Genomic DNA, 23,506 nt, shown 5'->3' with positions numbered 1-23,506 from the left:
CTGCTCAACAACTAGCCTACAACTGCTCTACACTTTGCTTTTTATACTCTCTCAGTAGAGCGAGAAACTCAATTTCTGACCTATCCAGTGCATCTGTTGAAATGAACAGGTGATAGCCTAAGTGTGAATTCAATAGCCGACAACGGTGACCAAACATCGCTAGCACGCCCTTATATCGGTCATCGTTTTCAATAAAAGGCGAAAACTCTGCACTCATCTGATCCTCTAATACAGATAGGTCTTCATCTTGAACTGAAGCCGTCATCAGTAAAGGACGCTGCTCAGTTAATAAGCCCGCAGCTAACCGCAGTGAAATACACTCTAAAACAGGGCTAACCTGTTTTAACTTAATCCCAATATAAGGCAGATTCAGGGTATCAAGCCCCTGAGACACTCGCGGCTGATCAAAACGTTGAATATTCTGCCATTCAATTACAACCTGACCACGGCGATGAAAATACGTCAGCCCCTCGTCAGTCAGTTTAACCGTCACCTCAGGCTCAACCAATTTAGCTCCCCCGAGAACCAGTGCGATTGCGCCAGATGCAAAACAAATAATTCCTGGTGCAAATAGATGACTCCCCGATAAGAAGAGCCCTAATCCTGTGGCTAAACCTAGGCCACCAGCAAAGGTCAGTGTTAATCCATTGCGTTTAATGATGGGGCGGATCAGAACAGCTTCATTTATCAAGGTCTGCGTACTCTATATAATTAGGATGCTAACTCGGAGCCTAGCAGCTTACCAAAGAAGGTTCTAGGACGGAATAAACAAGGACCTAGATTCTAGGGCGTTCGCGGGCTCACTGCTAGGACGGCCTTCGGCCTACGAGGAAATCAAAAACCAAAAACTGCATTAACCATAGCGCCTCACCAGCTGTTAAACCTAGAAGTGCAGCGCCCTTCTTATCCGTTGCGTGAGTGAGTGAGCCAGCGAACGTTCCGTAAGGCCGTAGGCCGTTCCGTCTCAGCTTGTACCTAGGACCTGCTTTCCTAAAACCTAGAACCTACTTTTCCTAGGTCCTAGAACCTTCTGAGCTCCTAGCACCTTCTTTCTCATATTTAAGCTTAAACCAGAGTAAACCAAGGTATTCATGAATTGCCCTTTGCGACGATAACAGGCTCTGGGCATCGAAACGCCACCAATAACTAGCTCGTTGAGCAAAATCGGTAGGAGCTGCAACCACATTAAGCTTGGCATTGGTAAAAATGGCCATTGCACGCGGCATATGGCTTGCTGATGTGACTAAGCGAAAAGGCGCATCTTCGACCTCCCACTTCATAAATTGTGCTTCTTCTATGGTATCTTGCGCCAATGGGAGCTTAATAATGGCCTTAGGCGATACGCCTAACTCCACGGCAGCATCAAACATCACATCGGCATGCGAGCGAGTTGAGAGCCCACCGCTCCAACCACTCACCACGAGTTTACAATTTTGACCTAGAGACAATTGACGCACGCCCTCTGTCAATCGGGCTAAAGCGGTATTTGAGAGCTGTTGCACCGCAGTAAAATTAGCGTTTTCATCATGACCACTGCCAAGCACCATCACCAAGCAGCTATTGGCTATAGGCTGATTGTTAACTGAATATTGCTCTTCCAATGGCGCGAGTAACCAATTACTGCCCCAACTACTGCTCAAAGTGATCAGTAAAGCGGCCGCTATCGCTAATATCGCTCTCGAGGACTGACGATTACGAATAACTAAGTAAGCAAGCGCAATAAGCAGCAGCAGTAAAGGGACTGGCATGAAAAACTGCGACACTATCTTTTTTAACCAAAACATAAAGCAGCCAAAGTCAGATGAAAATATTCACAAAGTGTAGCATGTCATTCTATTTATTAATGTTATTCGTGCCTACACCATAAATAGATAGCCTCAGTAGTGAGCAAGCTACATGCCTAACCAGAATATCAAACTGTAGTGGATAAGTGCAGCAGTCAAGATTACTAAGTCTCATCTTTACTCCACAACCAAGCTGCTCCGCGTACGCCTGAAGCGCTACCATACATGTTTTGCACTACAGGGGTTCGACACTCTCCGCCCAATACATATTTAGGTAAGAAGTCAGGCAATAACGGGTAAATAGCCTCAATATTCGAGACGCCGCCGCCAAGCACAATTATGTCAGGATCCAGCACATTGATAACATGAGCGAGTGAACGGGCCAACCTATCGACATAACGCTCAAATGCAGCACAAGCTATAACATCACCTTCTTGCATAGACGAAACTATCTCAGCACCATTTGTCGCGAGCCCCCCTGCAAGTTGATAGTCCCTCACAAAACCAGTACCAGAAATAAAAGTCTCAATGCAATCTTTATTACCGCAGAAACAACTGGTTGAGTTGAACTCATCTGGGGTCATCCAAGGCAAAGGATTATGCCCCCACTCACCACCAATACCATTGCCACCGCCATGTACTTTACCGTTAATGGCAATGCCAGCCCCGCATCCAGTACCTATAATCACCCCAAAAACCACGGTTTTTCCGGCCGCGGCACCATCGATAGCCTCTGAGACCGCAAAGCAATTGGCATCGTTTGCCACTCTGACTTCTCTGTTTAAACGCCGACCTAAATCGATATCGAGTGGGTGACCGTTAATCCAGGTGGAATTGGCATTTTTAACTAAACCTGAAAATGGCGACACAACGCCGGGGATCCCAACGCCCACAGTGCCTTTTTGCCCTAATTGCAGTTCGGCTTCAGTCACTAGAGCCTCTATCGCATCAAGCGTTGCATTATATTCTCTTGGTGTCTGAAGACGTTTACGAAATAGCTCTGTGCCCTGCTCGTTAAGTGCTACAACTTCAATTTTTGAACCACCAAGATCAACACCAATCCGCAACATTTCCCGCTCCAAAAGTATTTTTAATTCGTTTTAACATTTAAACCGAGAGTAGCCTTTTACTCAGACTCGCCTACTCTCACCAACACAGCTAAAGTCAACTTGCTTCAATGCCAGTGTGGCGCATACGCAATAAAATAGGGATTCAGTATGTCAGATTTTTGATTGTAATTAAGAGGAATATTAGTGTCATATTGCACCACTCGACCACCAGCACTTTCCAGCACAGCCTGCGCAGCTGCGGTATCCCACTCACTGGTTAGCCCCAACCTTGGGTAAATATCGGCCTCTCCTTCAGCCAAAAGACAAAACTTAAGCGAACTACCAACACTCTTCATCTCATGCTCGCCAAGCTCTTGCAAGAATGCTTGTAAACCAGGGCTAGCGTGAGATCGACTACCAACAATTCGAGGAACAAGCGCTTTCGAGCTATTCACTTTAGGTAACTCGATTCGTTCTCCAGCATGTTTTAACCAAGCTCCACTTTCCAGTTCACCATAAAAGCATTTATCCAGAACAGGGGCATATACAACGCCTGCGACGGCGGTATCATGGTGGATGAAGGCGATATTGACTGTGAACTCGCCATTGCGCTTAATAAACTCTTTGGTGCCATCGAGTGGGTCAATCAGCCAATATGATTGCCAATGACGCCTCTGCTGCCAATCAATATCCGTCGACTCTTCCGACATGACAGGGATATCAGGGGTTAATTGCTTCAGCCTTTCAACAATTACCTGATGGCTCGCCAAATCAGCTGCCGTTACAGGACTGTCATCAGACTTAGTCAACACACCTAGATCATCCTGCTTATATATGGCCATAATGGCCTCTCCAGCTTCAGTCGCAATATCGAGAAGAGGTCCTAACCACTCCTGTTTAAATACATGGTTCAATGTAAGTTATCTCTATAATTTACGAAGGTTATAGCTTCATTATGCCAGTATTTAACGATAAAAATTAATAACCAAATAATCATTTAATGTCGAAAACAGACTAAGCAAGTTTGATCATTAAATATCTACCTAAAACTGCTAAAGGCAAGACATTGAAGGCTTTTCATCCGTAATAGGAGCAAACTCAATATCAGCTAAACTGAGACTCATTTTACTTGCGCTGCTCAGTGAGAATGGGGAGTTTACTTTCGCAAAATTAACCCCTGATTTGGCAAAACAGTTTAGCGGCACTGTCACCGTTTGCCACTGTCCAATCGGCTGCTTGGCAAGCAGCGTTGAGATATCGATAGGTTCACCGCAGTCCGCTTCACAACCCATGCTCAAATTAACAGCCTGCTCACCTAACTGCTCAATGTTCACCGCAAACGATAACATCGATGGACGCTCTATAAATGCCCTTAAATCACGAGGGAAATTACTTCTAAAACGAACAACCCCCTCCCCTTGCCCATTAAACTTAAATAAGCGCGCATCTTCTTGTACATTTTTGTCTATGCTTCGCAAATATACGACCTCAGCTTGAGTTTCACTGCCATCTACTGATAACTGTTCATTCTTACTGCCTATCATCATCACCCATGGCGCTTGTACTGCCCGATCAAAAATCGCCATGTATTGATTCTGAACCGTCACAAAATCGGCCTTCTCATTAAGCACCATTGACCTCGCACTGTCGGCATAGGTTAATCCGTATCCGTAGGGAAATAGAGGGGTATCATTATCGAATCGGTTAATAGCTGTTTGCGTAGGACTACTAGGCCATGAAAAAGATAGCTTACCGCTGAAATCGAATTGAACGCCTTCACTCGCATCCCTAAACAGAACCTCTGCAACCCCCTCGCCCTCACTACCGGGCAACCAAGCAGCCACAAAGGCGTCTGCGGCATTAATCTCTGCATTCACCCACATAGGTCGGCCACTGATAAACACCGCGACCACAGGGATCCCTTGTGCCTTTAACTTTTGTAGCAAGGCAAGATCATGTTTATTGCCTCGCTGATACTCAAGATTATCGAGATCGCCATGACCCTCTGCGTATGGGTTCTCTCCAAACACCACAATCGCCACATCAGGCTTTACCGCATAATCACCATTAGGGCTTAGTAATGCCTTACCACCAGCCTGAGTCACATGTGCTTGAATACCGCTATAGATAGAACTGCCACCGGGAAAATCGGCATTGGTATTATAAGTGCCTTGCCAAGTTATTGACCAACCACCAGATTGTTTACCTATGTTATCTGCGCCATCACCAGCCACCATCACAGTCTGCGTGGGCGACAAAGGTAATACTCCCCCTTCATTCTTAAGCAGCACTAGTGACTCCCTTACCGCTTGCCTTGCCACATCACGATGCGCCTTAGCACCAATTAATGCCGTGTTACCCGATAATGCGCGTTTAGCTGGACTCGGTTTATCGAATAAGCCGGCACGCATTTTTACACGTAAAACCCGCGTTACCGCATCATCGATACGCTCAATGGGGATGACACCACTATTTACTTGTGCAAGGGTATTATCAAAAAGAGGTTTCCAAGCCTTTGTCGGTACCATATATACATCCAGGCCCGCATTGACTGCCTGGGGACAGCTCTCATTACTACAATCATAAATCTGGCCATGACCGTTCCAATCACCCACCACAAGCCCGTCGAACCCCATTTGATCTTTTAAAACTGATGTCAGCAGATAGCGATTACCGTGATTCTTAACGCCATTCCAACTGTTGAATGACGCCATTACCGTTTGCGCCCCTACCGATATTCCTCCCACATAGCCTTGGGCATGAATGTCGAAGAGTTGCTGCTCTGCAAAGGTATTATCTCCCTGATCAACACCATCAGTCGTGCCTCCGTCCCCTAAGAAATGTTTAACGGTTGCGATAACCCGCTCGTCACCAAGAAAATCGGCATTCGCACGCCCCTGTAACCCTCTAACGATTGCGCCAGCGTAAGCCTTAACTATCTGCGGATCTTCTGAATAGCCCTCATACGTTCTGCCCCAGCGATCGTCTCGCACCACAGCAACCGTTGGCGCAAATACCCAATCAATACCGGTAACCATCACTTCTTTAGCCGTTATGGTTGCAATTTTTTCAATAAGTTCGGGGTTATTTGCCGCCCCTAACCCTATGTTATGGGGAAACAGCGTCGCGCCAATCACATTGTTATGACCGTGCACAGCATCCGTGCCCCACATTGTTGGAATGGTCGAGCCATCTATAGAATCATCTACTGACGCTTGATACATGGCTTCTGCTAGTGCAATCCAATCGCTCGGCGTTGCATGCTTGTTGCCGTTTGGAAAAGAGCCTCCACCATTAAGATAGGAGCCAAAGCCATACCGCCTCATGTCTTCAACGCTAATATCACCGATCTCAGGTTGGATCATCTGCGCAATTTTCTGCTCCAATGTCATGTCTGCCAATAGCTGCGAAATTTTGCGTTCAATCCCAGCGTCTTGCTTCACCTCCAGCTCTAAAACAGGCCAGATCTTTGACGCATCTCTACGCTCCTTAGATCCCACTCCTGCTATCCAATACGCAGCTGCTACAAACAAAATAACAATCGCAATCAGCTTAACAGAAGGTGTAAGCGGCCATATAGAAACGCTATTATCACTGTTAGACATAGATAAACTCCCTGTAAAGGCGATATGAAAACTTAAGTCATCACTCCGGTTTCATCACGCTAATTCCATGTTAGAAACCAACTCTATTTGGTCTCCCCTTAAACCATAGAATAAAATCCCGTTTTACACTGGCAAAAACCTAAATAAAGCTTAGCTTTCAGAGCCGTGCATCAGCTATGTATATCGAGATATGTCACACTTTGTGTCTATTTTATCTTTGATATAACCCGCTACTATCGCCATGCAGTGAATTCCTCTAAAATGCGCTGCATTGACAAAAGGGATCCCAATGAAACTTAAATTACTATCTAGTTTATTATTGCTTGGTTGCAGCACGGCACAAGCCGCATGGTGGGTTGAACCGACTGACTTACCCCTAAGAGCCGATATTCAACTGCTGTCTGATACGGGCGTGATTGTTCAGCCAATCACCACTTACCCACTGATGTGGGATGGTATTAAGCAAGATATGGACAAGGCAGATCAAACTGGCTTATCCAGCGTGCAACGAGATGCATTCGAGAGAGTCATAAGTGCTTATGAGCATGATCACCGCGGCATGAGCAGCAAAATCGAACTTGCTGGCGGCTCGGATACCACACGCTTTATTGGTTTTGGCCAAGACTACCGTGACAAAGCAGAGGTCGCTGTATCAGCCGAAGTGACTAAAGACTGGTTTAGTGGCCGCTTGGCGACCAGTTACCACTACGACCCGATTGATGGTAACAGCACACGTTTAGATGACAGTTTTGCCGCAGTGATGCTTGGTAACTGGATTGTTAGTGCTGGCGCACAGCAAAAGTATTGGGGACCAGGTTGGGACAGCGGTTTAATTCAAACCACCAATGCTCGACCTATGCCAGGAATGACCCTTAGCCGCAATAACAGCCAAGCATTTGAAACCCCATGGCTTAACTGGATTGGCCCTTGGACCTTTACCACCTCATTTAGTCAGATGGAAAGCGGCCGTTATGTGCCAGATGCCAAGCATTGGGGCGCTCGCGGTACATTAAGACCTATCTCTAAACTAGAAGTCGGCTTCTCTTGGACCATGCAGTGGGGCGGTGAAGGTTACGGTAATAGCCTAGGCGACTGGTGGGATGGCTTATTTAATGGCGGCATGAGCGAAGGCGAAGTCACAAACGGCCAAGAGAACATGCTGGCTGGCTATGATTTCCGCTGGTCAGATACCGCTTTTGGCATTCCATACGGTATCTACTACGAGCGTATTCACGAAGATTACCACAACGGCAAAAACAAGCTGATTAACTCGGCTAACATGGGCGGCGTTGACTTCTTTTTAGCCGATATCAATACCCGTGTATTTGTTGAGTATTCAGATACTCAAGTGGCCTGTGGTATCGACTCTAACGCTTATAACTGCCTCTATGAGCATGGTTTCTATAAAGATGGTTACCGTTACTACGGCAAAAGTCTAGGCAGCACCTATGATAACGATGCCACCACCTTAGTGGTAGGTGGAATAACCCAACTTGGCGGCGGACAGAACATTAGCAACAAGTTCCGCTGGTTAAGACTCAATACCGACGGTACAGATACAGGTAACCCTGAAGGTGGCAATCCTGTGTCTCCTGGCGAGTACGAGCGCGTATACCAGTTTGATACCAGCTACCACAGACCTTTCTATCAAGGTACTTTAAAGGTTGGTGGCACAGTTGGCTACAGCAAATATGTCACATCAGGTGGCGATGACTGGGACACCACGATTTACGCTGGCTGGGAAAGACGTTTCTAATATTTGCAAAGAAGGTCCTAGGTCTAAAAGATGATCCTAGGACGTTCGCAAGCTCACTGCTAGGGCGGGCTACGCCCTGCTAGGAAAAGCAAAAAACAAAGCACCGTATCGTCCACTTCTTTGTTTTTCTGCTTTTCCTGCTTTTTCCGGCTTTCTCTTCTTTTTCGTCTGAGCTTCCCCTAGAAGCAAAGCGCCCTTCCATGCCGCTACCGTGAGTGAGTATGCGAACCTTCCGTTTACCGTAAGGCCGCAGGGCGATCCGCTTTTCCATCTTAGCTTTAACCTAGGACCTGCTTTTCCTAGGACCTTCTCAGCTTTCCCGGCTTTTAACCTTTTGATAGCTAACCATGGCTGCTAACTGTTGCTGCCAAGTTGCAGTGAGTAGACTCCCCGGCTCGATAGCTAACTGATGACACAACTTTTGCGTATTCAAAGCACTTTGCTTTGGCCTTAATGCTAATCGGTTATCATGTAACTCTTGCCAAGCTTTAGTCGTAATGGGCAGTATTGAACAATCAGCACTGTTTGGTGCGAATTCTTTGTTTTGTGATAATTTTGTGCTTGGTGCGAGCTCTGTGACAGAGCCTGCCTGACGTTGAATTTCACAGGCAAACTCATACCATGAAGCGCTAGCACTAGCAGCATAGTGGTATAAATCAGCTAAGCCTTTAGCGGGTTTATCCTCGCATACTGACGGGCGAGTCAAAATTGTCGCCTGAGTTTGCTTTACGAGCATAAAAATTGCTACGGCTAAGGCTTCACACCAAGTAGGGCTACCATATTGATCGTTTATTACCGACAGGCTCTCTTTGACCTTAAACAAACTCTGCATGGTTTTAACAAAATTATGGCCATAACAACTGTAGAGCCAAGAGGTACGAATAATCGTTGCCTTTGAGCCCAAGATATCACTGACCCAGCGCTCCCCTTCTAGCTTACTCTTGCCATAAACCGACAGCGGCGCGGGGCTATCTTGCTCTGTGTATGCACGTAATAACTCACCATCGAACACAAAGTCAGTTGAGATATGCACGAGTCTTATATTGTGGCGCTGACACTCACCGGCGAGTAATTTAGGCCCTTCGGCATTAATAAGCATTGCCTTGTCGATATCAAACTCAGCCTTATCAACTGCGTTATAGGCGGCGCAGTTAATCACAACATCGGGAGCTATAGTATCGAATGCTTTACGTATTGAATCTATATCGCAAATATCGAGCGCTTGATGAGAAACACCAATCACTTCATCTGTTGTTTCGATGCACTCTAACGCTTCGGGTAACAAAGCCACCAGCATTTGCTGAGCGACGGTTCGCTCTGCCAAATTAACCTGTGTAAGCCCCGCTATCGATAGCAATGCCTGTCCAAGTTGACCTGCGGCTCCTGTGATAAGAATTCTCATCTTACTTTAATTATCTCTGCTATCTTTTTGGTTTTAGTTTTAGTTTTGGTTTTAGTTTTCGAGTAGCGCCGAATATTCATCGAGCGAGCCATGGCCTCTTGCTGACAAAAATGCCAGTAAAGCCTCGGGGCTACGGTTGAGCAAACGCTCAATGGGAAAATCGGCTTGCTCGATAATCTGCTCGGCCTGAGTGAAATCTCCTAGGCTGTATGCCACGTGAGAATCAGAGCCCATCACCAATAGCCCGCCCGCCTCTTTAACCGCCTTGGCAATGGCCAAACAGTTATGTTCACTGCCTTTTCGAGAAGTTAAAAAAGAGGAGTTATTGATCTCAAGGGCGACATTATTCTCGGCGGCTGCCTTGGCAACGGCAGCAATGTCTATTGGGTAAGCTGGGTTGCCTGGATGAGTAATGATATCGACATGACCACTCATGATACAGTTTATAAGTGCAGCAGTATGAGTTTCTTTATTGCTTGGCGCAAAAACGGGTTCATGAAAACCGGCGAGAACAATATCTAACTCTTGCAGGTAATCACCAAAGAAGTCTATCTCTCCGACCACATTTTTAATATTGGCTTCGATGCCTCGTAAAATGCCCACGCCATCAACAATTCGTGGTAATACTCGTAAGTTCACAAAATGCCAAAAGTGGGGGGCGTCGGCCATATCGGGCCCATGGTCGGTAGTGGCAAATAACTTAATGCCTTTATGCTTGGCCATCGCAATATATTCTTGCAACGTACTATAAGCATGGGTCGAAGCAATCGTATGAGTATGGGTATCAACAAGATATTTCATGGCGGTCTCTTCATTACAAAAAGTTTGAAACAAAAAAGAGTAGACCCTCAGTCTACTCTTTTCATTTGCTGAGCTCTATCGATAAGCTTGATTACTTAATACTAAAACATTAGTTAAGGTTTTAGTGACTTAAGCTTTTTCTAACTCATCCCATGACTGGCGTTTTCGATAGATAGTCGATGCACTGATATCCAATAATGCTGCGGCCTTAGGCACATTGCCATCACAACGTGCTATAGCATTTTCAATGGTCTGCTTCTCTGTCTTCCATAGCGGTACAATATCATCACTTTTTTCATTGGCAGATTTAGCATATTGCTCGGAACCAGAAAAAGCCGCGCGCTCTATTCCATCAAGAAAAGAGGAGGCGTCAGAGTCACCTCGGAGAGACTGAGACTTAACAACCGCCGCCTGTGGCTTAGCGACTTCAGATTTAATCGCTGAAGTCGATGTCAGCTGTATTGGTAACATATCAATCTCAATCGTTTCGCTGTCATTCAATACCACTATCTGCCTAATAACGTTCTGTAATTGCCTAACATTACCGGGCCATGGGTAAGACTTTAAGCATTGCTTAGCTTCAGGGCTAAATCCCTTAAACGTCTTACCCTCTTCTTTGTTGTACTCTTTGAGTAAAGAGGATGCCAGCAGCAAAATATCTTTGCCGCGCATTCTCAGCGGCGGCAGCTCAATTGGGATCACATGTAAACGGTAGAATAGATCCTCTCTAAAACGCCCCGCTTTAACTTCATCCCAAGGCATACGGTTAGTCGCACTGACAAAGCGTACATCGACCTTTTCTTCTTTTGTAGCCCCAACACGTTGAAACACACCGGTTTGAATAAAGCGCAGTAGCTTACTCTGCAGCTCCAAATCCATCTCGCAGATCTCATCAAGAAAAAGCGTGCCCTTATGCGCCCGTGTCGCCGCGCCATCTCTATTGGCTATCGCGCCAGTAAACGCCCCTTTGGTGTGACCAAAAATCTCACTTTCAATCAAATCCTTTGGGATTGACGCACAGTTTAAAGCCACAAATGGCCCATCGCTACGGTTACCCGCATTGTGTATCGCATGAGCACACACCTCTTTACCCGTACCACTTTCACCAATGATAAAGGCCGAAGCTTTGCTGCTCGCTACACAATCGATAGTTTTATATACGGTTTGCATCGCCAACGACTCTCCAATGAACCCCATATAATGTGGCTTAGGCAGGCTACTCTCGTACTTGGCGACAAGATTAACAAGCTGACGCTGTTTTAATGCATTACGTACGGTAATGGATAAACGTTTTGCATCGAAAGGTTTAATAAGAAAATCAAACGCCCCCGAGCGCATGGCATCGACAGCGATATCAATGCTGCCGTGGGCAGTGATCATTATGACGGTAACATCTGGGTACTCTGACTGTACGATCTCCAAAATATCCATCCCAGACATATCTGGTAGCTGAATATCGAGCACTAATAGATCCGGTTGCCAGCGTTTAAGCTCATTCAACGCATCACTCCCATGATTAACATGAGTGACTCGCGCCCCCTCCGTGCGAAGGTATTCTGTATAAAGCGCCCCGAGAGACATACTGTCTTCGACGAGCAAGGTGGTAAATGAGCTTGCTATATCCATATAAGGTCAGCCTATTAATAAGAACAACTATCGCGATAACTTGCCTAATATCAAAGAATTAAACTAGCATGACTCGCATGAGCATATTGCTAAGTCTAGCAGTAATTACTACTCGTTTGTTAGTTCAAAACGTTGTTTAAATACCTTGAGGGTTAACAGAGCCGTCTCAATCACCTCATCTAACAATAGCGGAACTCGCTCCACCTCTTTAGCTTTAGCGCTTAACTCTAATTCTTTAGCCGCAATAGATAAGCCCGCCGCTCCAAAACTTCCTGAGCTGCTCTTAAGTGTATGGGCCTGAATATCAATCTCAGACAAATCGAGTCCATTTCCATTTTGATATTCCAAAAGCAAGAGCTGCAATATGCTCAGCCGTTCTTGCGCCTCGGTCAAGAAAACGCTCATCATTCTATCTATTGCTTCCCCACCTAACATATCCGTTAACTCGTCAAGTACAGCCTCATCTATGATAGTCACCAGCTCCTCACTCCCCTGAGAACTTGTTTGTAATGGCGCTTTAGTCCCATTGAAAGCGCTCACTTTGCTTTTTCTCTTAGTTTGCATAAATGGCACAACCTTATCGTCATCGATACTCTCGCCATTATCATGGTTAACATTATTACTGTCTGAACAAGGCTCTTCTGTACCTTTCCCCATAGCTTTATAGCTAACTATAGCCTCTTCCTTGGCCGATACAATCCATTGATTTACCACATTAACAAGGTTCACTCGATTAACAGGCTTAGGAACAAAGGCTTTCATTCCTGCATTCATGCACTGCTCAACGTCTTCTTTTTGCACATTGGCAGTCATAGCGATAACAACCTGAGATGGATTACGCTGTAATATCTTTTGCGTGGCTTCAATACCGTCCATCTCGGGCATTCTCATATCCATTAAGATCAAACCATAGTCTTTAGCGCTAGCCATTTTCAATGCTTCAATCCCGTTATTAGCAATCTCAACCTTAAAACCGGCCTTACTCAGCAACGCACTTGCAACAATTTGATTTGCAGGGCTATCCTCGGCCAACAAGATTGGCAAGTGTTGCTCATCACAAGTTGACACTACAGGCTCACCCTGAGCCTGATGAGCCGATGACTCATGCTCTCCTCTTAGCATGCCTAGCATCATATCTCGGCTCAGAGGTTTGTTGATCACCTGCTCTAAACCTATCTCTCTTAACTGTGCCGAAGCCTCAGGTACAACTACCGTCATTAATGCGGCCATCATGCCCTCTTCGAGCAGATAGTCTTGTTTGACGCTATTAACGCGCATAGCGTTTAGCTCCAATAGGCAGTGCTCATCAATCAACACCAGATTAAAGCGACCTTGTACCTGCGAAGCCGTGAAAATCGCCTCGATGCTGTCGACACAAATTGCTGTCACACCATACTGCTTATACTGTCTGCTAATGAACTTACAATAGGTCGCATTTGGGTGCACAAGGAGCACCCTAGCGTGTATTGGCAAAGGCGCATAACTATGTTTCTCCTTTTCATCACGTTTCAGCAAAAGGTCGAAACTAAAGCAGCTTCCCTGACCTTGCTGACTATCAACCCCTATGTGCCCCCCCATCTGAGCAATGAGCTCAGCACAAATAGCCAAGCCAAGTCCTGTACCACTGTAGTTGGTATTATGGGTATCATGTACCTGACTAAACTCTTCAAATAATGTCAATTGAGACTCTTCACTTATCCCAATACCTTGATCTGAGATCTTACAACACAGCCGTGCCTCATCAACATCTGCTAACCACATCTCTATGGCAACGCATCCACCAAATGAAAACTTAATCGCATTATCGACCAAGTTATGCAGCACCTGCCTAAGCCTTTGACCGTCTCCAATCAAACTCTCAGGTACATTACGATTAACATAAATCGCCAGTGCAATCCCTTTATCCTGCGCCTTGGGCGATAACACTTGTAGCACTTGAGTGGCAAGCTTAGCAGGGCTGAAAGCACTCTCTTCTAGCACTATTTGCCCCGCTTCAATTTTAGAAAAGTCCAGAATGTCATTAATTGTACTCAACAGGGCCGTACCGGCCTCTTTGGCAGTATCAGCATATATTCGCTGCTCTTTGTTTAGTGTCGACTCCAATATTAATTCGACGCTCCCTAACACGGCATTGAGGGGAGAGCGGATCTCATGGCTCATGGTCGCGAGAAAACGAGATTTAGCCTCGCTGCCCTGCTCTGCTTGCTCTTTTGCCAATTTCAATTGAGTTTCGTATTCCATCCGACGTGAAATATCTCGAATAAATGCCGTCAGCAACATTTCTTGCCCTAACTGTACAGGAATGAGCGTCAGCTCAATGGCCACCTTCTCACCATCGGAGCGAGTCGCTTTCATCTGAGTAGAATGTTTAACCGCTAACCCTTCGCCTGTCGCACGGTACTCTTCTAAGATATTATGAAAACAATCCCTCTCATCAGCTCTAAAGAGCACCTCTTCTAATCGTTGGCCTATCATCTGTTCAGAGTGAAACTTAAACAGCAAACATGCAGCGTCATTCACTTCTTGAATGGCACCACTCGTATCTATCGTCACTAACGCATCTTTACTGCCTTCAAGAGTTGCCAATAAAATAGACTCCGTTCTTTGAGCCGCTGCCTGAGCACACTTTACATCACTTAAGTCCTTCACTAAGCCTAAGAAAAGCACCTCATCATCGATACGCATTTTTGATATAGACAGCTCAATAGAGAACAGGCTGCCATCTTTTTTCTGTGCTAACAGCTCGCGTCCTTTGCCTACTGTTTTATCATCTGCACTTTTTAGGTAGTGCTGAATATATTCATCATGCATATTGCGTTCATTCGATGGCATCAATAATGAAACATTTCGCCCTATCAGTTCTGAGGGACTGTAACCAAACAGGCGACTAACTGCTGGGTTAACCTCTTCAATGACACCCTGAGTATCAACGACCACAAAGCCATCTACAGCAGTCTGTAATATGGCATTGAGTCGAACATTGGCACTCACTAAGGCCTGATTCTTGTCGGCGACTTTTTTAACCATTTGATTAAACGCCAACATGGTTTTACCTATCTCATCATCACTACTGACGGGGATCTGAACTTTAGATTCTCCTTGTAAAATTCGTTGAGATGCGCTCTTTAGCAGCGCCAAATTGCGGGTCAAATAGTGGCCTAATAGCCAAGAGAACAGCGCCACCAAAAACATCTCGATACCCGCAATGGTCAGGAAACGTGTTCTGGCATCGGTAATAAAACTATCTAGCGCCGCGGTATCAAAACCCAGCTCAACCTTGCCATAGGTAAAGCCCGACTCTTGTACATCCCTTTCAATGTCTAAGATACCGTCATCAACATTGCCAATGCCGCTATCTAACGAGGCGACTGAGCCGCCGTTAATGCTACCGACACTGACCAATAATCGGCTTTGATCGTAAATATTGACATAGAGGACCTGGGAAGTCGTTAACAGCTCATTAGCAAGCACATTTAGGGTTGATAGGTCGGTACTGATCACCGCATCCTTTGCAGCCGCAGCAAATAGAGAAGCGGTAGAGCTGGCACGTTTTTCGATCTCTGCTTGATTCGAGGTTTTCAAATAATCGACACTGGTATACACCAGCAGCATTAGCAGCACACCTTCGATGACAGCAATCCCGAGGATCGTCTTTATCCGAAATGACACTAGTTACTCTCCTTTAACGGCTCGTCTAGCTCACTTAAAGATAACGCACGCACATCATCCCAATCACTACTTTGCGCAGCTTCCATTGCTTTGAAGCCTAGACCGTCTAACAGGGCTCGACCTTTACTCGTGCTAGATAGAGCCTGTAACTGAGTTAACAATACTTCGCGTAGTTCCTGAGAAACACGGGGATGAGTGGCGATAGCATGGGGAGTGTAACCGGGCGTTCGCCATAGGACCTTTAATTGTTTTGTCACATCCGTATCCATATTTTTGAAGGTACGCCCCACCCCGCCACCAGCATCGACAAGTCCTTGAGCGACAGCAAGATAAACAGAGTCATGGGAGCCGACGTACTTAGTACTGTGAACAACGCCTTGCTGTTTCAAAATAGCTCTGGGGATCACACTCGCAGCAAACGCCGCCGGGGCAGGAAAGGCAAACGATTTGCCATCAAGCTCTGTCAGCGCGGATATAGGTGACTCTTTACGTACAACAATCAGGCCTCTTAAATACTTATCTTGCTCTTTTGCTAACGCAAGATAACCAGGGGATTCGTGAAATACCGTAAAATGATAGGGGTTCATATAGGCAATATCATATTCCCCCTGAGCCAAACGCTGCTCAAAGGTGGGAATATCTCGCGCAGTTGCAAATTGCAATTCAACATTCGCGTTTTGCGACAGTTCAGCGAGCACTGGCGCCCAGACCTTGGCTAACACACTCGCCGCCTGCTGCGGCACCACACCAAAGGTCAGCACCTTAGGCTCTATGCTAGCAATAGCCGTTGCCGAACTATAACTAGGTATCAATATAAACCAATATAGAACAAGCACTTTAGTAAAGGATTTAAGGGTAGACATCACATTCACTCCCCGTTTCAGCTGAAGTCCATGAGTTAATCTCAGCAATATCTATACCAAAATCCTAAAGGCTTGATTTACTGGTCAGTTGAGTGAACCTAAAACAGAAATAAATATTTTCATTTGTCTGGCACAGAGTTTGCTTTATTACAAAGTACCCCTGAAACGACCGATAACAAGAGGAGGCTATGACAATGCCTTTAACATTGAAGCTCATCAGCCAGCATAAAATCATCGTCGTAGAAGACTGCTATAGCGAGCGTTGTTTGCTACTGACTTTACTCGAGTCAATGGGGTTTACGGCTCAAGGTTTTTCTAATGCCCAAGAGGCCATAGAACTGCTTCAGCGTGAGCATGTCGACATGGTGATCACCGATTGGATGATGCCTAAGATCAGCGGTATTGAGCTATGTAAAACTATAAAATCAATGCCTTGCTCGCCATATACCATATTACTCACGGGTAATAGCCAGAATGCTCATCTAATAGAAGGGATCGAATCTGGCGCCGATGACTTTATTGCAAAGCCCTTTCATAGCGGCGTCCTGAAAGTAAGAATTCTTGCAGGCTTACGGATCATCGCGATGCAACAGAAATTAGAAAGTCACAATCAAGCGCTCAATAATATGCTGCTAAAAGAGCAAGGTTACCTTAATAATCTTAAACATGACCTGTCTCTCGCCGCTCAGCTGCAACGCGCTCTACTTCCCAAGAACTCAGATTTAAGCCAAGGCTGGCGAGTCACAACGGAATTTAAACCAGCCCAAGATCTCGCAGGCGATCTGTTCCAATGCTTCAATATCGACAAGCAGCATATCGGCTTTTACCTATTGGATGTCAGCGGTCATGGTACGGCGGCATCGATGCTAAGCTTTACCCTAGCGCACCACTTATCTAGCAGCCAGCAAATTTGGCAGTCACTTGATTTGGCACAGATAACTAACAAACTCAATCGAGAGTTTGACGACCCAGAGCAGTGTGGACGCTTTGCAACACTACTTATTGGCATCGCAGACACTAACAGCGGAGAGGTTGAGATTATCAACGCTGGGCACCCCTCTCCTATCATAGTGGGCCCACAAGGCGCTAGATTTGTCGATGATAACCACCTTGGATCACAGCTACCAATTGGCATCAACAAACAGCACAGTTACCACAGCCAACATTTCACCTTAGAGAAAGAAGAGCAGCTACTGCTCTATTCTGATGGCATTTATGAATGTCGCAACAGTAAATTTGGTAGTTTTGGCTTAGCAAAACTACTGAAAAATATCAGTGATGCCAGAGAGCTACCTGCAGAAAAGTTATTGCACTATCTCAGCTATAGCACTGAGCTTTGGCAAGAAAAACAAGCTCAGGACGATATCTCTCTGATGCTAATCTCAACCACAACTCACTTAGCCCATTGTGATTCTTAAATGTAAGGAAACACTATGAATAGCCTACAGTTTAACCTCGATAGAAATATTATGGCAAAACACTCCATAAGCAGAGAAATAGAGCAATTTATGCTGCAAAATCAGGTGTCCGATACCAAGCGATTCAAGGTCATTACTTGCGTTTTGGAGGCTGTCTCCAACGTTTTTACCCATGCAGCCCCCAAACTAAATTCTCTGATCATCATTCTGCACTGTGATCATCAACAAATTGTCATCGATCTACTCGATAACTCACCTATGCAGCCCCAAACAGCCCCAACAGATTGTCCCCCAGCCAACGCAACATCTGGGAGAGGCCTTTGGATCATCAATAATTGGATGGACAGGGTTCGTATACAAGAAACCGTTGCGGGTACCCATTTGCAATTTAGTATTGCGGTTTAAAAGAAGGTACTAGGTTTAAAGAAGGTACTAGGACCTAGGACCTAGGACGTTCGCAAGCTCACTGCGAGGACGCTTCGCTGCTAGGAAATCAAAAGCGAAACAGGCACCACCTTAAAGCTTATTGGTCTTCCCAGATTTTGCTTTTTATCTCTGTTACTCTCGGCTCTTCCGTCTTAGCTTGTTCCGGCTTTTAACCGTCTTGGGTCTTCCCTAGAACCTGCTTTCCCTAGGACCTAGAACCTTCTTTTTAGCTTTTTCGTAAAGTACAGCGTTCCGTCAGTGAGCTTGCGAACGTTCCGTTTACCGTAAGGCTGCAAGCCGTTCCGCTTTTCCATCCCAGCTTATTTCGGTTCTGTTAGCTTTGCCGTCTCAGCTTTAATCGCCTTTGCTTTTCCTAGGTCCTAGAACCTCGAAGCAAAGCGACCTTCTCGACCTTTCCCCCTGCTTTTCCCATTTTGCATCGCAAATAAAGAAGACAGCCAACAAGCAAACGTACCCGCCGACTAAAAACCACTAAAACCCATTAAATACAACAGGATAAAACTTGGCCTTAGAGTTGCAATGCATAATATAAGTAAGAAGATAAGCAAAAACAGTCAGTGAATAGCAGCTCAACAAGCTCCAGTAACAATTCAGATAACCAAACAAAATGCCCAGTGCATTTTTAAGGACGGCAATATGACTTTCTCTCAATTAGCACAAAATAATGCCTGTAAAATCACTCTGCCTGTTGAGGTCATAATGACACAAACTCCCACGCTCAGAGCGGCGATCTTACAACAAATAGACGCTGGGATGAGCCAACTCATAATTGACCTACACAAGGTCGAATATATCGATTCTAGTGGTCTGTCAGTGCTTATCTCAGCCTTAAAGCGAGTTGAAAAAGTCAATGGTGAAATCGTATTACTCTCTCCAACGGCTGGTGTACGCTCACTCATTGAATTGACTCGGTTACATCAGATCTTCGCTATCTATGAAGACGAAACCGCGGCAATAGACTACATCTGCAATGAGCTGACTAACGAGCAAGCAGCGCAGTAAGGGACACGACTATGGGTCATATTCACGGCATACTGTTCACAACTCAAAAGATGCACTGCCAAGCAGGTAAAGCCTACAAGGCTTTTGCCCTTGTGATGAGCATCTGTCTGTCTTTATTGCTGCTAACGGCTTGCGTCACCCCGCATCGTCCTGAAAAAGCGGTAATCTGTGCTGGCAACAGTGATGACAACATGACTCAGTGCCACTTCTATGATCGCGATACGCCTTATATGCGCAGCAATAAATCTGCTCAGGCGATGAATATTGCCCCTCAAGCCCCAACTAATCTTATGGGAAACACTTGGTTGATGTACGCCGGGCAAGCGCAGCAGCCACTACACCAACCGCAACATATTCGTTTATCCGTGGGTGATAAGCTCAAGATCCGAGTGTTTAACGGAGAAGAGTTCAGCGGTGATGTTGAAGTTAACAATGACGGCTATATCTATCTCCCCTACTTAGAGCCTATCCATGCAAAAGGCTTAAATATTTCCCAGTTAACAAACACAATTGAGCAATACCTAGTCGATGAGGAGTTTATGCTTAAAAACAGCGCCCGCCTGAGCATTACTCCATTAAAGTGGGCACCGGTCGAAATCACGGTATCTGGTGGAGTATTTGAGCCGGGGCAACATCAGATCAATAAAAAATCAGACATTGAGATCATCGACGATGACGGTGACCACAGCGGCGATCAGGCAGATCAACGTACTATCGAGGCGGCGCTAAGAGCATCTGGCGGAGTGCGTCCCGATGCGGATATATCGGCCATTACGGTGATAAGAGGTCAACATAGTTTTACTCTCGATTTATCCGGTGTGATCCACGGCTACCCAGTACCACGAATAACATTAATGTCAGGGGATCATATCCACGTACCGCAACACGATTACTTCGATGACGCCCTCGCTCGGCCATCGCAAATTACCGCACCGGGTATTCGGGTGTTCATATCGAACTTGACCCAACCCGCTTCGAGTAACGCCCAATCTGCCGTTGACACCGACGCAACTCGCTTTCCTTACGGTACTCGCCTGTTAAGCGGTGCTATAGCCGCAAACTGTGTCGGCGGCGCGCAGTCTACTAATGCCAGTCGCTACTTGCTACTGATCACCAAGAATCCATTAACCGCTCAAGTCGATGTGGTTGAACGCTCAATGGATAGTTTGATCAGACATTCTTGGGAAACAGGCATGAACCCAATATTAATGCCTGGAGATGGCATCGCTTGTTACGACTCTCGTGTCACCAATATCCGAGAAATCGCACGCACCATTACTGAGGTGCTTGTTCCAGCGACTCTTCTTGAGTTGCTGTAAAACAAAAATGCTTATAGGAGGCCGACAATGACTAAACACTCCTACAGACCTCTTCTATGGCTAAAGCACTACATTGTAAATGGCAGTCAGCTATCAGCAAAAAAGAGAAAGCATGCCTATCTGGTTGTCACATCGCTGCTATTACTGCTGATCTGGTTTCTGGTCTTGTTATTTACAACCTTAAGTCCAGACCGCTACCTCAGTAATTGGACTCTAATACTTCCAGGAGCTGGGGCTGGAGCCTTAGTCAGTCTAGACAGTGTGGGGCAAGCCAATAGCTCAACCACCTCCCCCTACGCCAGTAGCGCAATCGATCCAAGAGTTAACTACAAGTCAATTTCAATGAGCAAGACCCTTATCAATGCCGCCGCTAAGACACTACACCTAAAGGCAAGCGAGTTTGGCACGCCAAAGTTGAAGATGCCTAATCAAACGGGACTGATGCAGTTTAGTATCAAGGCAACAACAGCCAAGGCTGCACAGCAAAAAGCGTGGGCCCATTATCACAGCTTACAAGCATTACTGGCACAGTTACGTCGTGATGAAATTGAGCAACGTGAAGATGCTATTCGCGTTGGCATGGCTACTTTTGCTAATAAAGTCAGTTTAACCCAACAGAAATTACTCGAATTTCAATCGATACACGGCCTTGTGTCACTCGATCAGTTTAAAGAGCTCGCCTTGACCATGGAGAGACTGAGACATAACAAGGTCAATTTAGTCTCTGAGCTACAAGGTGTGAAAGCCAGCCAAAAGATGCTCGAGATCCATTTAAGCCTAACGCCAAAACAGGCAGCGGGATTGTTGACGCTCAAAAATGATCAGCTATTCCAGCAACTGCTGATCAGCTATACCAATGTAACAGCCACCTTAGCCGAATACCGCAGTCGTTTTGGCAAGCGCCACCCCAAAGTGGTCACCCTGCAAGATGAGCAAAAATCGGTACTCAATGCACTGAGCCGCCGCTGCAAGGTACTGCTCGGTTATAACAATAAACGTCTGATGTTGATGTTATCGGCAGATGACTTAGATGGTCGCGCTCAACTCATGCAGGAATTACTGTCACTCAACACCAAAGCCGAGGGGCTTAGGCATCGAATTGATGCCCTGTCCGAGCAGATCCACGATTGGGATCATAGGTTCAATGACAGCAATGACGATGCAGCTAAACTCGAAGGCCTGCAGCGAGAGCATCAAGTCGCGACTGCGGTATTTACTTCCGCACTGGCAAAAATGGACATAGGAAAGGCCGACATCTATGCAGCCTATCCGCTGCTACAGCTAATGGCTGCGCCTACATTGCCGGAAGAGTCCGACAATCTACGCACCCTGCTAGCCATTGTCGGCGGTATTGCCGCTTCAATTTCACTGGTTGCAGGAATGGGAATGCTATGGATCCGCAAACCTATACTCCAGAAAATTCTGACGAGTTAATCATCTGGCGCGCTATCACTGGTACCTATCTGTTTTGGCTTTTAGGCGCCATGTATTTAGTCGCCCCCGTCATCGCATGGATATTACTCCTGCGGATGGTGAAGCGAGTCCTGCTGGATAAGCAGCGTTATACCGTCAGCAATACACAAACCTGCTGGCTAGTGGCGATGGCAGTCATGCTACTCACACTGGTGATAGGCCACCTAACACACGATTTAGGCGTAGCCAAACTCATCAAGTCGAGTATTGGCTGGGCGAAAGGCTGGGCACTATTAGCAATATTCCCATTACTCGGCAGCCTACAGATCCGGCCAGAGCTTATTTACCGCGCCTGCTGTATCGTCTGTAAACATACACTTATCTTGTTACCCGTCTTCATACTCGCTTGGGCTATTCGTCTTCCCAGCACTCTATACACCTCGCCATTGAGTATCATTGGCGGCCCGGGCCCCGAGTTTTTCAGCGTCAGTCTCTATGAAATCGATCCTGCGAGTGGTCTGCCAAGATGGCGACTATTCACCCCGTGGGCACCTGCTCTGGGAATGCTTGGCAATCTGTTCTTTACTTTTGCCATCCAAGAAAAATCTAAACAATTTAAGTTTTATGGTATTGCAGGCAGTTTCTGCATGATCTTACTGTCGCAGTCGCGCCTGGCCTTAGTGTGCTACCTGCTGCTAGCAGGCTTTTTTATGTTTATCCGCTGGTGTAGATCCCCATGGATTTACTTCGCAGCGACTCCTCTATTTATACTGCTTGGGATTTCAGGAATGTATGTCATCGACAAAATGCAGCAAAGCGTGCAAGCCTTTAAAGCTGCCCGAGCAGGCTCAACCCGTGTACGCCAAGAACTGGCGAATATTGCCCTAGAACGCTGGGCCAATGAGGCTGTGGTGTGGGGGCATGGCATTGTAGAGCGCGGTCCGCACTTAGTAGAATATATGCCGATAGGTTCGCATCACACTTGGTATGGGCTACTGTTTGTAAAGGGAGTGGTGGGCGCTATCGCCCTAGCGATCCCGTTACTTGTAAGCCTGCTTGTATTACTTAAGACCCTCTTTAGCTCAGCCCTCAGTGCTGTAGCGGTTGCGGTGATCCTCCAACTCTTCATGTATACCTTCGGTGAAAACCTCGAGATCCTCGCCTACCTTTTCTGGCCAGGGCTCGTCGTTGTTGGTGTGGCTTTAAAAGAAGGGGCTAGGTTATAGGGCGCTATGCTTCTAGGTTCTAGGACGCTTCGCAGGCTCACAGAATAAGCAAAGGTTCTAGGGCCTAGGACGCTTCGCTCCGAGGACGGACTACGTCCTGCTAGAAAAATCAAAAGCCAAAAAGCA

The 23,506-nt window shown here is 46.2% G+C and carries 17 protein-coding genes; 7 read left to right on the top strand and 10 right to left on the bottom strand.

The genetic code is table 11. The features are described from left to right. Positions 1-16: 16 nt before the first annotated feature. From SPEA_RS07530 to SPEA_RS07510, 5 genes are all read right to left on the bottom strand, one after another. Complete coding sequence (locus tag SPEA_RS07530; protein ID WP_012154694.1) at positions 17-691, bottom strand: DUF2982 domain-containing protein; 675 nt, start codon at positions 689-691, stop codon at positions 17-19. Between the two features lie 322 nt (positions 692-1,013). Further along, on the bottom strand, positions 1,014-1,784 hold the full coding sequence (locus tag SPEA_RS07525; RefSeq protein ID WP_012154693.1) for a YdcF family protein: 771 nt from the start codon (positions 1,782-1,784) through the stop codon (positions 1,014-1,016). A 164-nt stretch (positions 1,785-1,948) separates the two neighbouring features. Beyond that, a complete protein-coding gene (gene mak / locus SPEA_RS07520) occupies positions 1,949-2,854 on the bottom strand; it encodes a fructokinase (protein ID WP_012154692.1) in 906 nt (301 codons plus the stop codon). A gap of 104 nt (positions 2,855-2,958) precedes the next feature. Beyond that, a complete protein-coding gene (gene cysQ, locus SPEA_RS07515) occupies positions 2,959-3,747 on the bottom strand; it encodes a 3'(2'),5'-bisphosphate nucleotidase CysQ (RefSeq protein WP_012154691.1) in 789 nt (262 codons plus the stop codon). A 138-nt stretch (positions 3,748-3,885) separates the two neighbouring features. After that, the gene (locus SPEA_RS07510; protein ID WP_012154690.1) at positions 3,886-6,438 is read right to left on the bottom strand and encodes a glycoside hydrolase family 3 protein; all 2,553 of its coding nucleotides are present in this window, start codon (positions 6,436-6,438) and stop codon (positions 3,886-3,888) included. Positions 6,439-6,727: 289 nt separating this feature from the next. Here SPEA_RS07510 and SPEA_RS07505 point away from each other — a divergent pair, with 289 nt between their 5' ends. Then, entirely contained in the window at positions 6,728-8,194 is a 1,467-nt protein-coding gene (locus SPEA_RS07505; RefSeq protein WP_012154689.1) for a capsule assembly Wzi family protein, read from the top strand. A gap of 310 nt (positions 8,195-8,504) precedes the next feature. Here SPEA_RS07505 and rfbD read toward each other — a convergent pair whose 3' ends face one another. From rfbD to SPEA_RS07480, 5 genes are all read right to left on the bottom strand, one after another. After that, complete coding sequence (rfbD, locus tag SPEA_RS07500) at positions 8,505-9,596, bottom strand: dTDP-4-dehydrorhamnose reductase (protein ID WP_012154688.1); 1,092 nt, start codon at positions 9,594-9,596, stop codon at positions 8,505-8,507. A gap of 51 nt (positions 9,597-9,647) precedes the next feature. Next, complete coding sequence (locus SPEA_RS07495; protein ID WP_041410879.1) at positions 9,648-10,397, bottom strand: phosphatase; 750 nt, start codon at positions 10,395-10,397, stop codon at positions 9,648-9,650. 129 nt (positions 10,398-10,526) lie between these two features. Then, a complete protein-coding gene (locus tag SPEA_RS07490) occupies positions 10,527-12,023 on the bottom strand; it encodes a sigma-54-dependent transcriptional regulator (RefSeq protein WP_012154686.1) in 1,497 nt (498 codons plus the stop codon). A 108-nt stretch (positions 12,024-12,131) separates the two neighbouring features. Next, positions 12,132-15,692 (bottom strand): PAS domain S-box protein, encoded by a 3,561-nt coding sequence (locus SPEA_RS07485; protein WP_012154685.1) that lies wholly within the window; start codon positions 15,690-15,692, stop codon positions 12,132-12,134. Continuing rightward, a complete protein-coding gene (locus SPEA_RS07480) occupies positions 15,692-16,555 on the bottom strand; it encodes a phosphate/phosphite/phosphonate ABC transporter substrate-binding protein (RefSeq protein ID WP_012154684.1) in 864 nt (287 codons plus the stop codon). The genes SPEA_RS07485 and SPEA_RS07480 overlap by 1 nt, the downstream gene beginning before the upstream one ends. Before the next feature lie 194 nt (positions 16,556-16,749). Here SPEA_RS07480 and SPEA_RS07475 point away from each other — a divergent pair, with 194 nt between their 5' ends. From SPEA_RS07475 to SPEA_RS07450, 6 genes are all read left to right on the top strand, one after another. After that, positions 16,750-17,973: a SpoIIE family protein phosphatase gene (locus SPEA_RS07475; protein WP_012154683.1), complete on the top strand. Its 1,224-nt coding sequence runs from the start codon at positions 16,750-16,752 to the stop codon at positions 17,971-17,973. Between the two features lie 15 nt (positions 17,974-17,988). Continuing rightward, positions 17,989-18,378 carry an ATP-binding protein gene (locus tag SPEA_RS07470; protein ID WP_012154682.1) on the top strand — a complete coding sequence of 130 codons (390 nt, stop codon included), beginning with the start codon at positions 17,989-17,991 and terminating at the stop codon, positions 18,376-18,378. Positions 18,379-19,056: 678 nt separating this feature from the next. After that, positions 19,057-19,422: an STAS domain-containing protein gene (locus SPEA_RS07465; RefSeq protein WP_012154681.1), complete on the top strand. Its 366-nt coding sequence runs from the start codon at positions 19,057-19,059 to the stop codon at positions 19,420-19,422. An 11-nt stretch (positions 19,423-19,433) separates the two neighbouring features. Then, positions 19,434-20,741 carry a polysaccharide biosynthesis/export family protein gene (locus tag SPEA_RS07460; RefSeq protein ID WP_012154680.1) on the top strand — a complete coding sequence of 436 codons (1,308 nt, stop codon included), beginning with the start codon at positions 19,434-19,436 and terminating at the stop codon, positions 20,739-20,741. Between the two features lie 27 nt (positions 20,742-20,768). After that, complete coding sequence (locus tag SPEA_RS07455; RefSeq protein WP_012154679.1) at positions 20,769-22,175, top strand: GumC domain-containing protein; 1,407 nt, start codon at positions 20,769-20,771, stop codon at positions 22,173-22,175. Continuing rightward, positions 22,133-23,380 carry an O-antigen ligase family protein gene (locus SPEA_RS07450; RefSeq protein WP_012154678.1) on the top strand — a complete coding sequence of 416 codons (1,248 nt, stop codon included), beginning with the start codon at positions 22,133-22,135 and terminating at the stop codon, positions 23,378-23,380. The genes SPEA_RS07455 and SPEA_RS07450 overlap by 43 nt, the downstream gene beginning before the upstream one ends. The last annotated feature ends 126 nt before the right edge of the window (positions 23,381-23,506 follow it).

The organism is Shewanella pealeana ATCC 700345, from assembly GCF_000018285.1.
Lineage (GTDB): Bacteria > Pseudomonadota > Gammaproteobacteria > Enterobacterales > Shewanellaceae > Shewanella > Shewanella pealeana.
Note: the sequence above shows the minus strand (reverse complement) of the source record. Positions and strands in the feature narration are given on the sequence as shown.

What these genes read in the sequence shown, in the direction of transcription:
- SPEA_RS07525 (WP_012154693.1), bottom strand. Translation starts at nt 1,784, where the DNA reads ATGTTTTGGTTAAAAAAGATAGTGTCGCAGTTTTTCATGCCAGTCCCT.
- SPEA_RS07475 (WP_012154683.1), top strand. Translation starts at nt 16,750, where the DNA reads ATGCCTTTAACATTGAAGCTCATCAGCCAGCATAAAATCATCGTCGTA.
- SPEA_RS07450 (WP_012154678.1), top strand. Translation starts at nt 22,133, where the DNA reads ATGGATCCGCAAACCTATACTCCAGAAAATTCTGACGAGTTAATCATC.
- SPEA_RS07495 (WP_041410879.1), bottom strand. Translation starts at nt 10,397, where the DNA reads ATGAAATATCTTGTTGATACCCATACTCATACGATTGCTTCGACCCAT.
- SPEA_RS07480 (WP_012154684.1), bottom strand. Translation starts at nt 16,555, where the DNA reads ATGTCTACCCTTAAATCCTTTACTAAAGTGCTTGTTCTATATTGGTTT.
- SPEA_RS07510 (WP_012154690.1), bottom strand. Translation starts at nt 6,438, where the DNA reads ATGTCTAACAGTGATAATAGCGTTTCTATATGGCCGCTTACACCTTCT.
- SPEA_RS07455 (WP_012154679.1), top strand. Translation starts at nt 20,769, where the DNA reads ATGACTAAACACTCCTACAGACCTCTTCTATGGCTAAAGCACTACATT.
- mak (WP_012154692.1), bottom strand. Translation starts at nt 2,854, where the DNA reads ATGTTGCGGATTGGTGTTGATCTTGGTGGTTCAAAAATTGAAGTTGTA.
- rfbD (WP_012154688.1), bottom strand. Translation starts at nt 9,596, where the DNA reads ATGAGAATTCTTATCACAGGAGCCGCAGGTCAACTTGGACAGGCATTG.
- SPEA_RS07505 (WP_012154689.1), top strand. Translation starts at nt 6,728, where the DNA reads ATGAAACTTAAATTACTATCTAGTTTATTATTGCTTGGTTGCAGCACG.
- SPEA_RS07460 (WP_012154680.1), top strand. Translation starts at nt 19,434, where the DNA reads ATGGGTCATATTCACGGCATACTGTTCACAACTCAAAAGATGCACTGC.
- SPEA_RS07490 (WP_012154686.1), bottom strand. Translation starts at nt 12,023, where the DNA reads ATGGATATAGCAAGCTCATTTACCACCTTGCTCGTCGAAGACAGTATG.
- SPEA_RS07470 (WP_012154682.1), top strand. Translation starts at nt 17,989, where the DNA reads ATGAATAGCCTACAGTTTAACCTCGATAGAAATATTATGGCAAAACAC.
- SPEA_RS07465 (WP_012154681.1), top strand. Translation starts at nt 19,057, where the DNA reads ATGACTTTCTCTCAATTAGCACAAAATAATGCCTGTAAAATCACTCTG.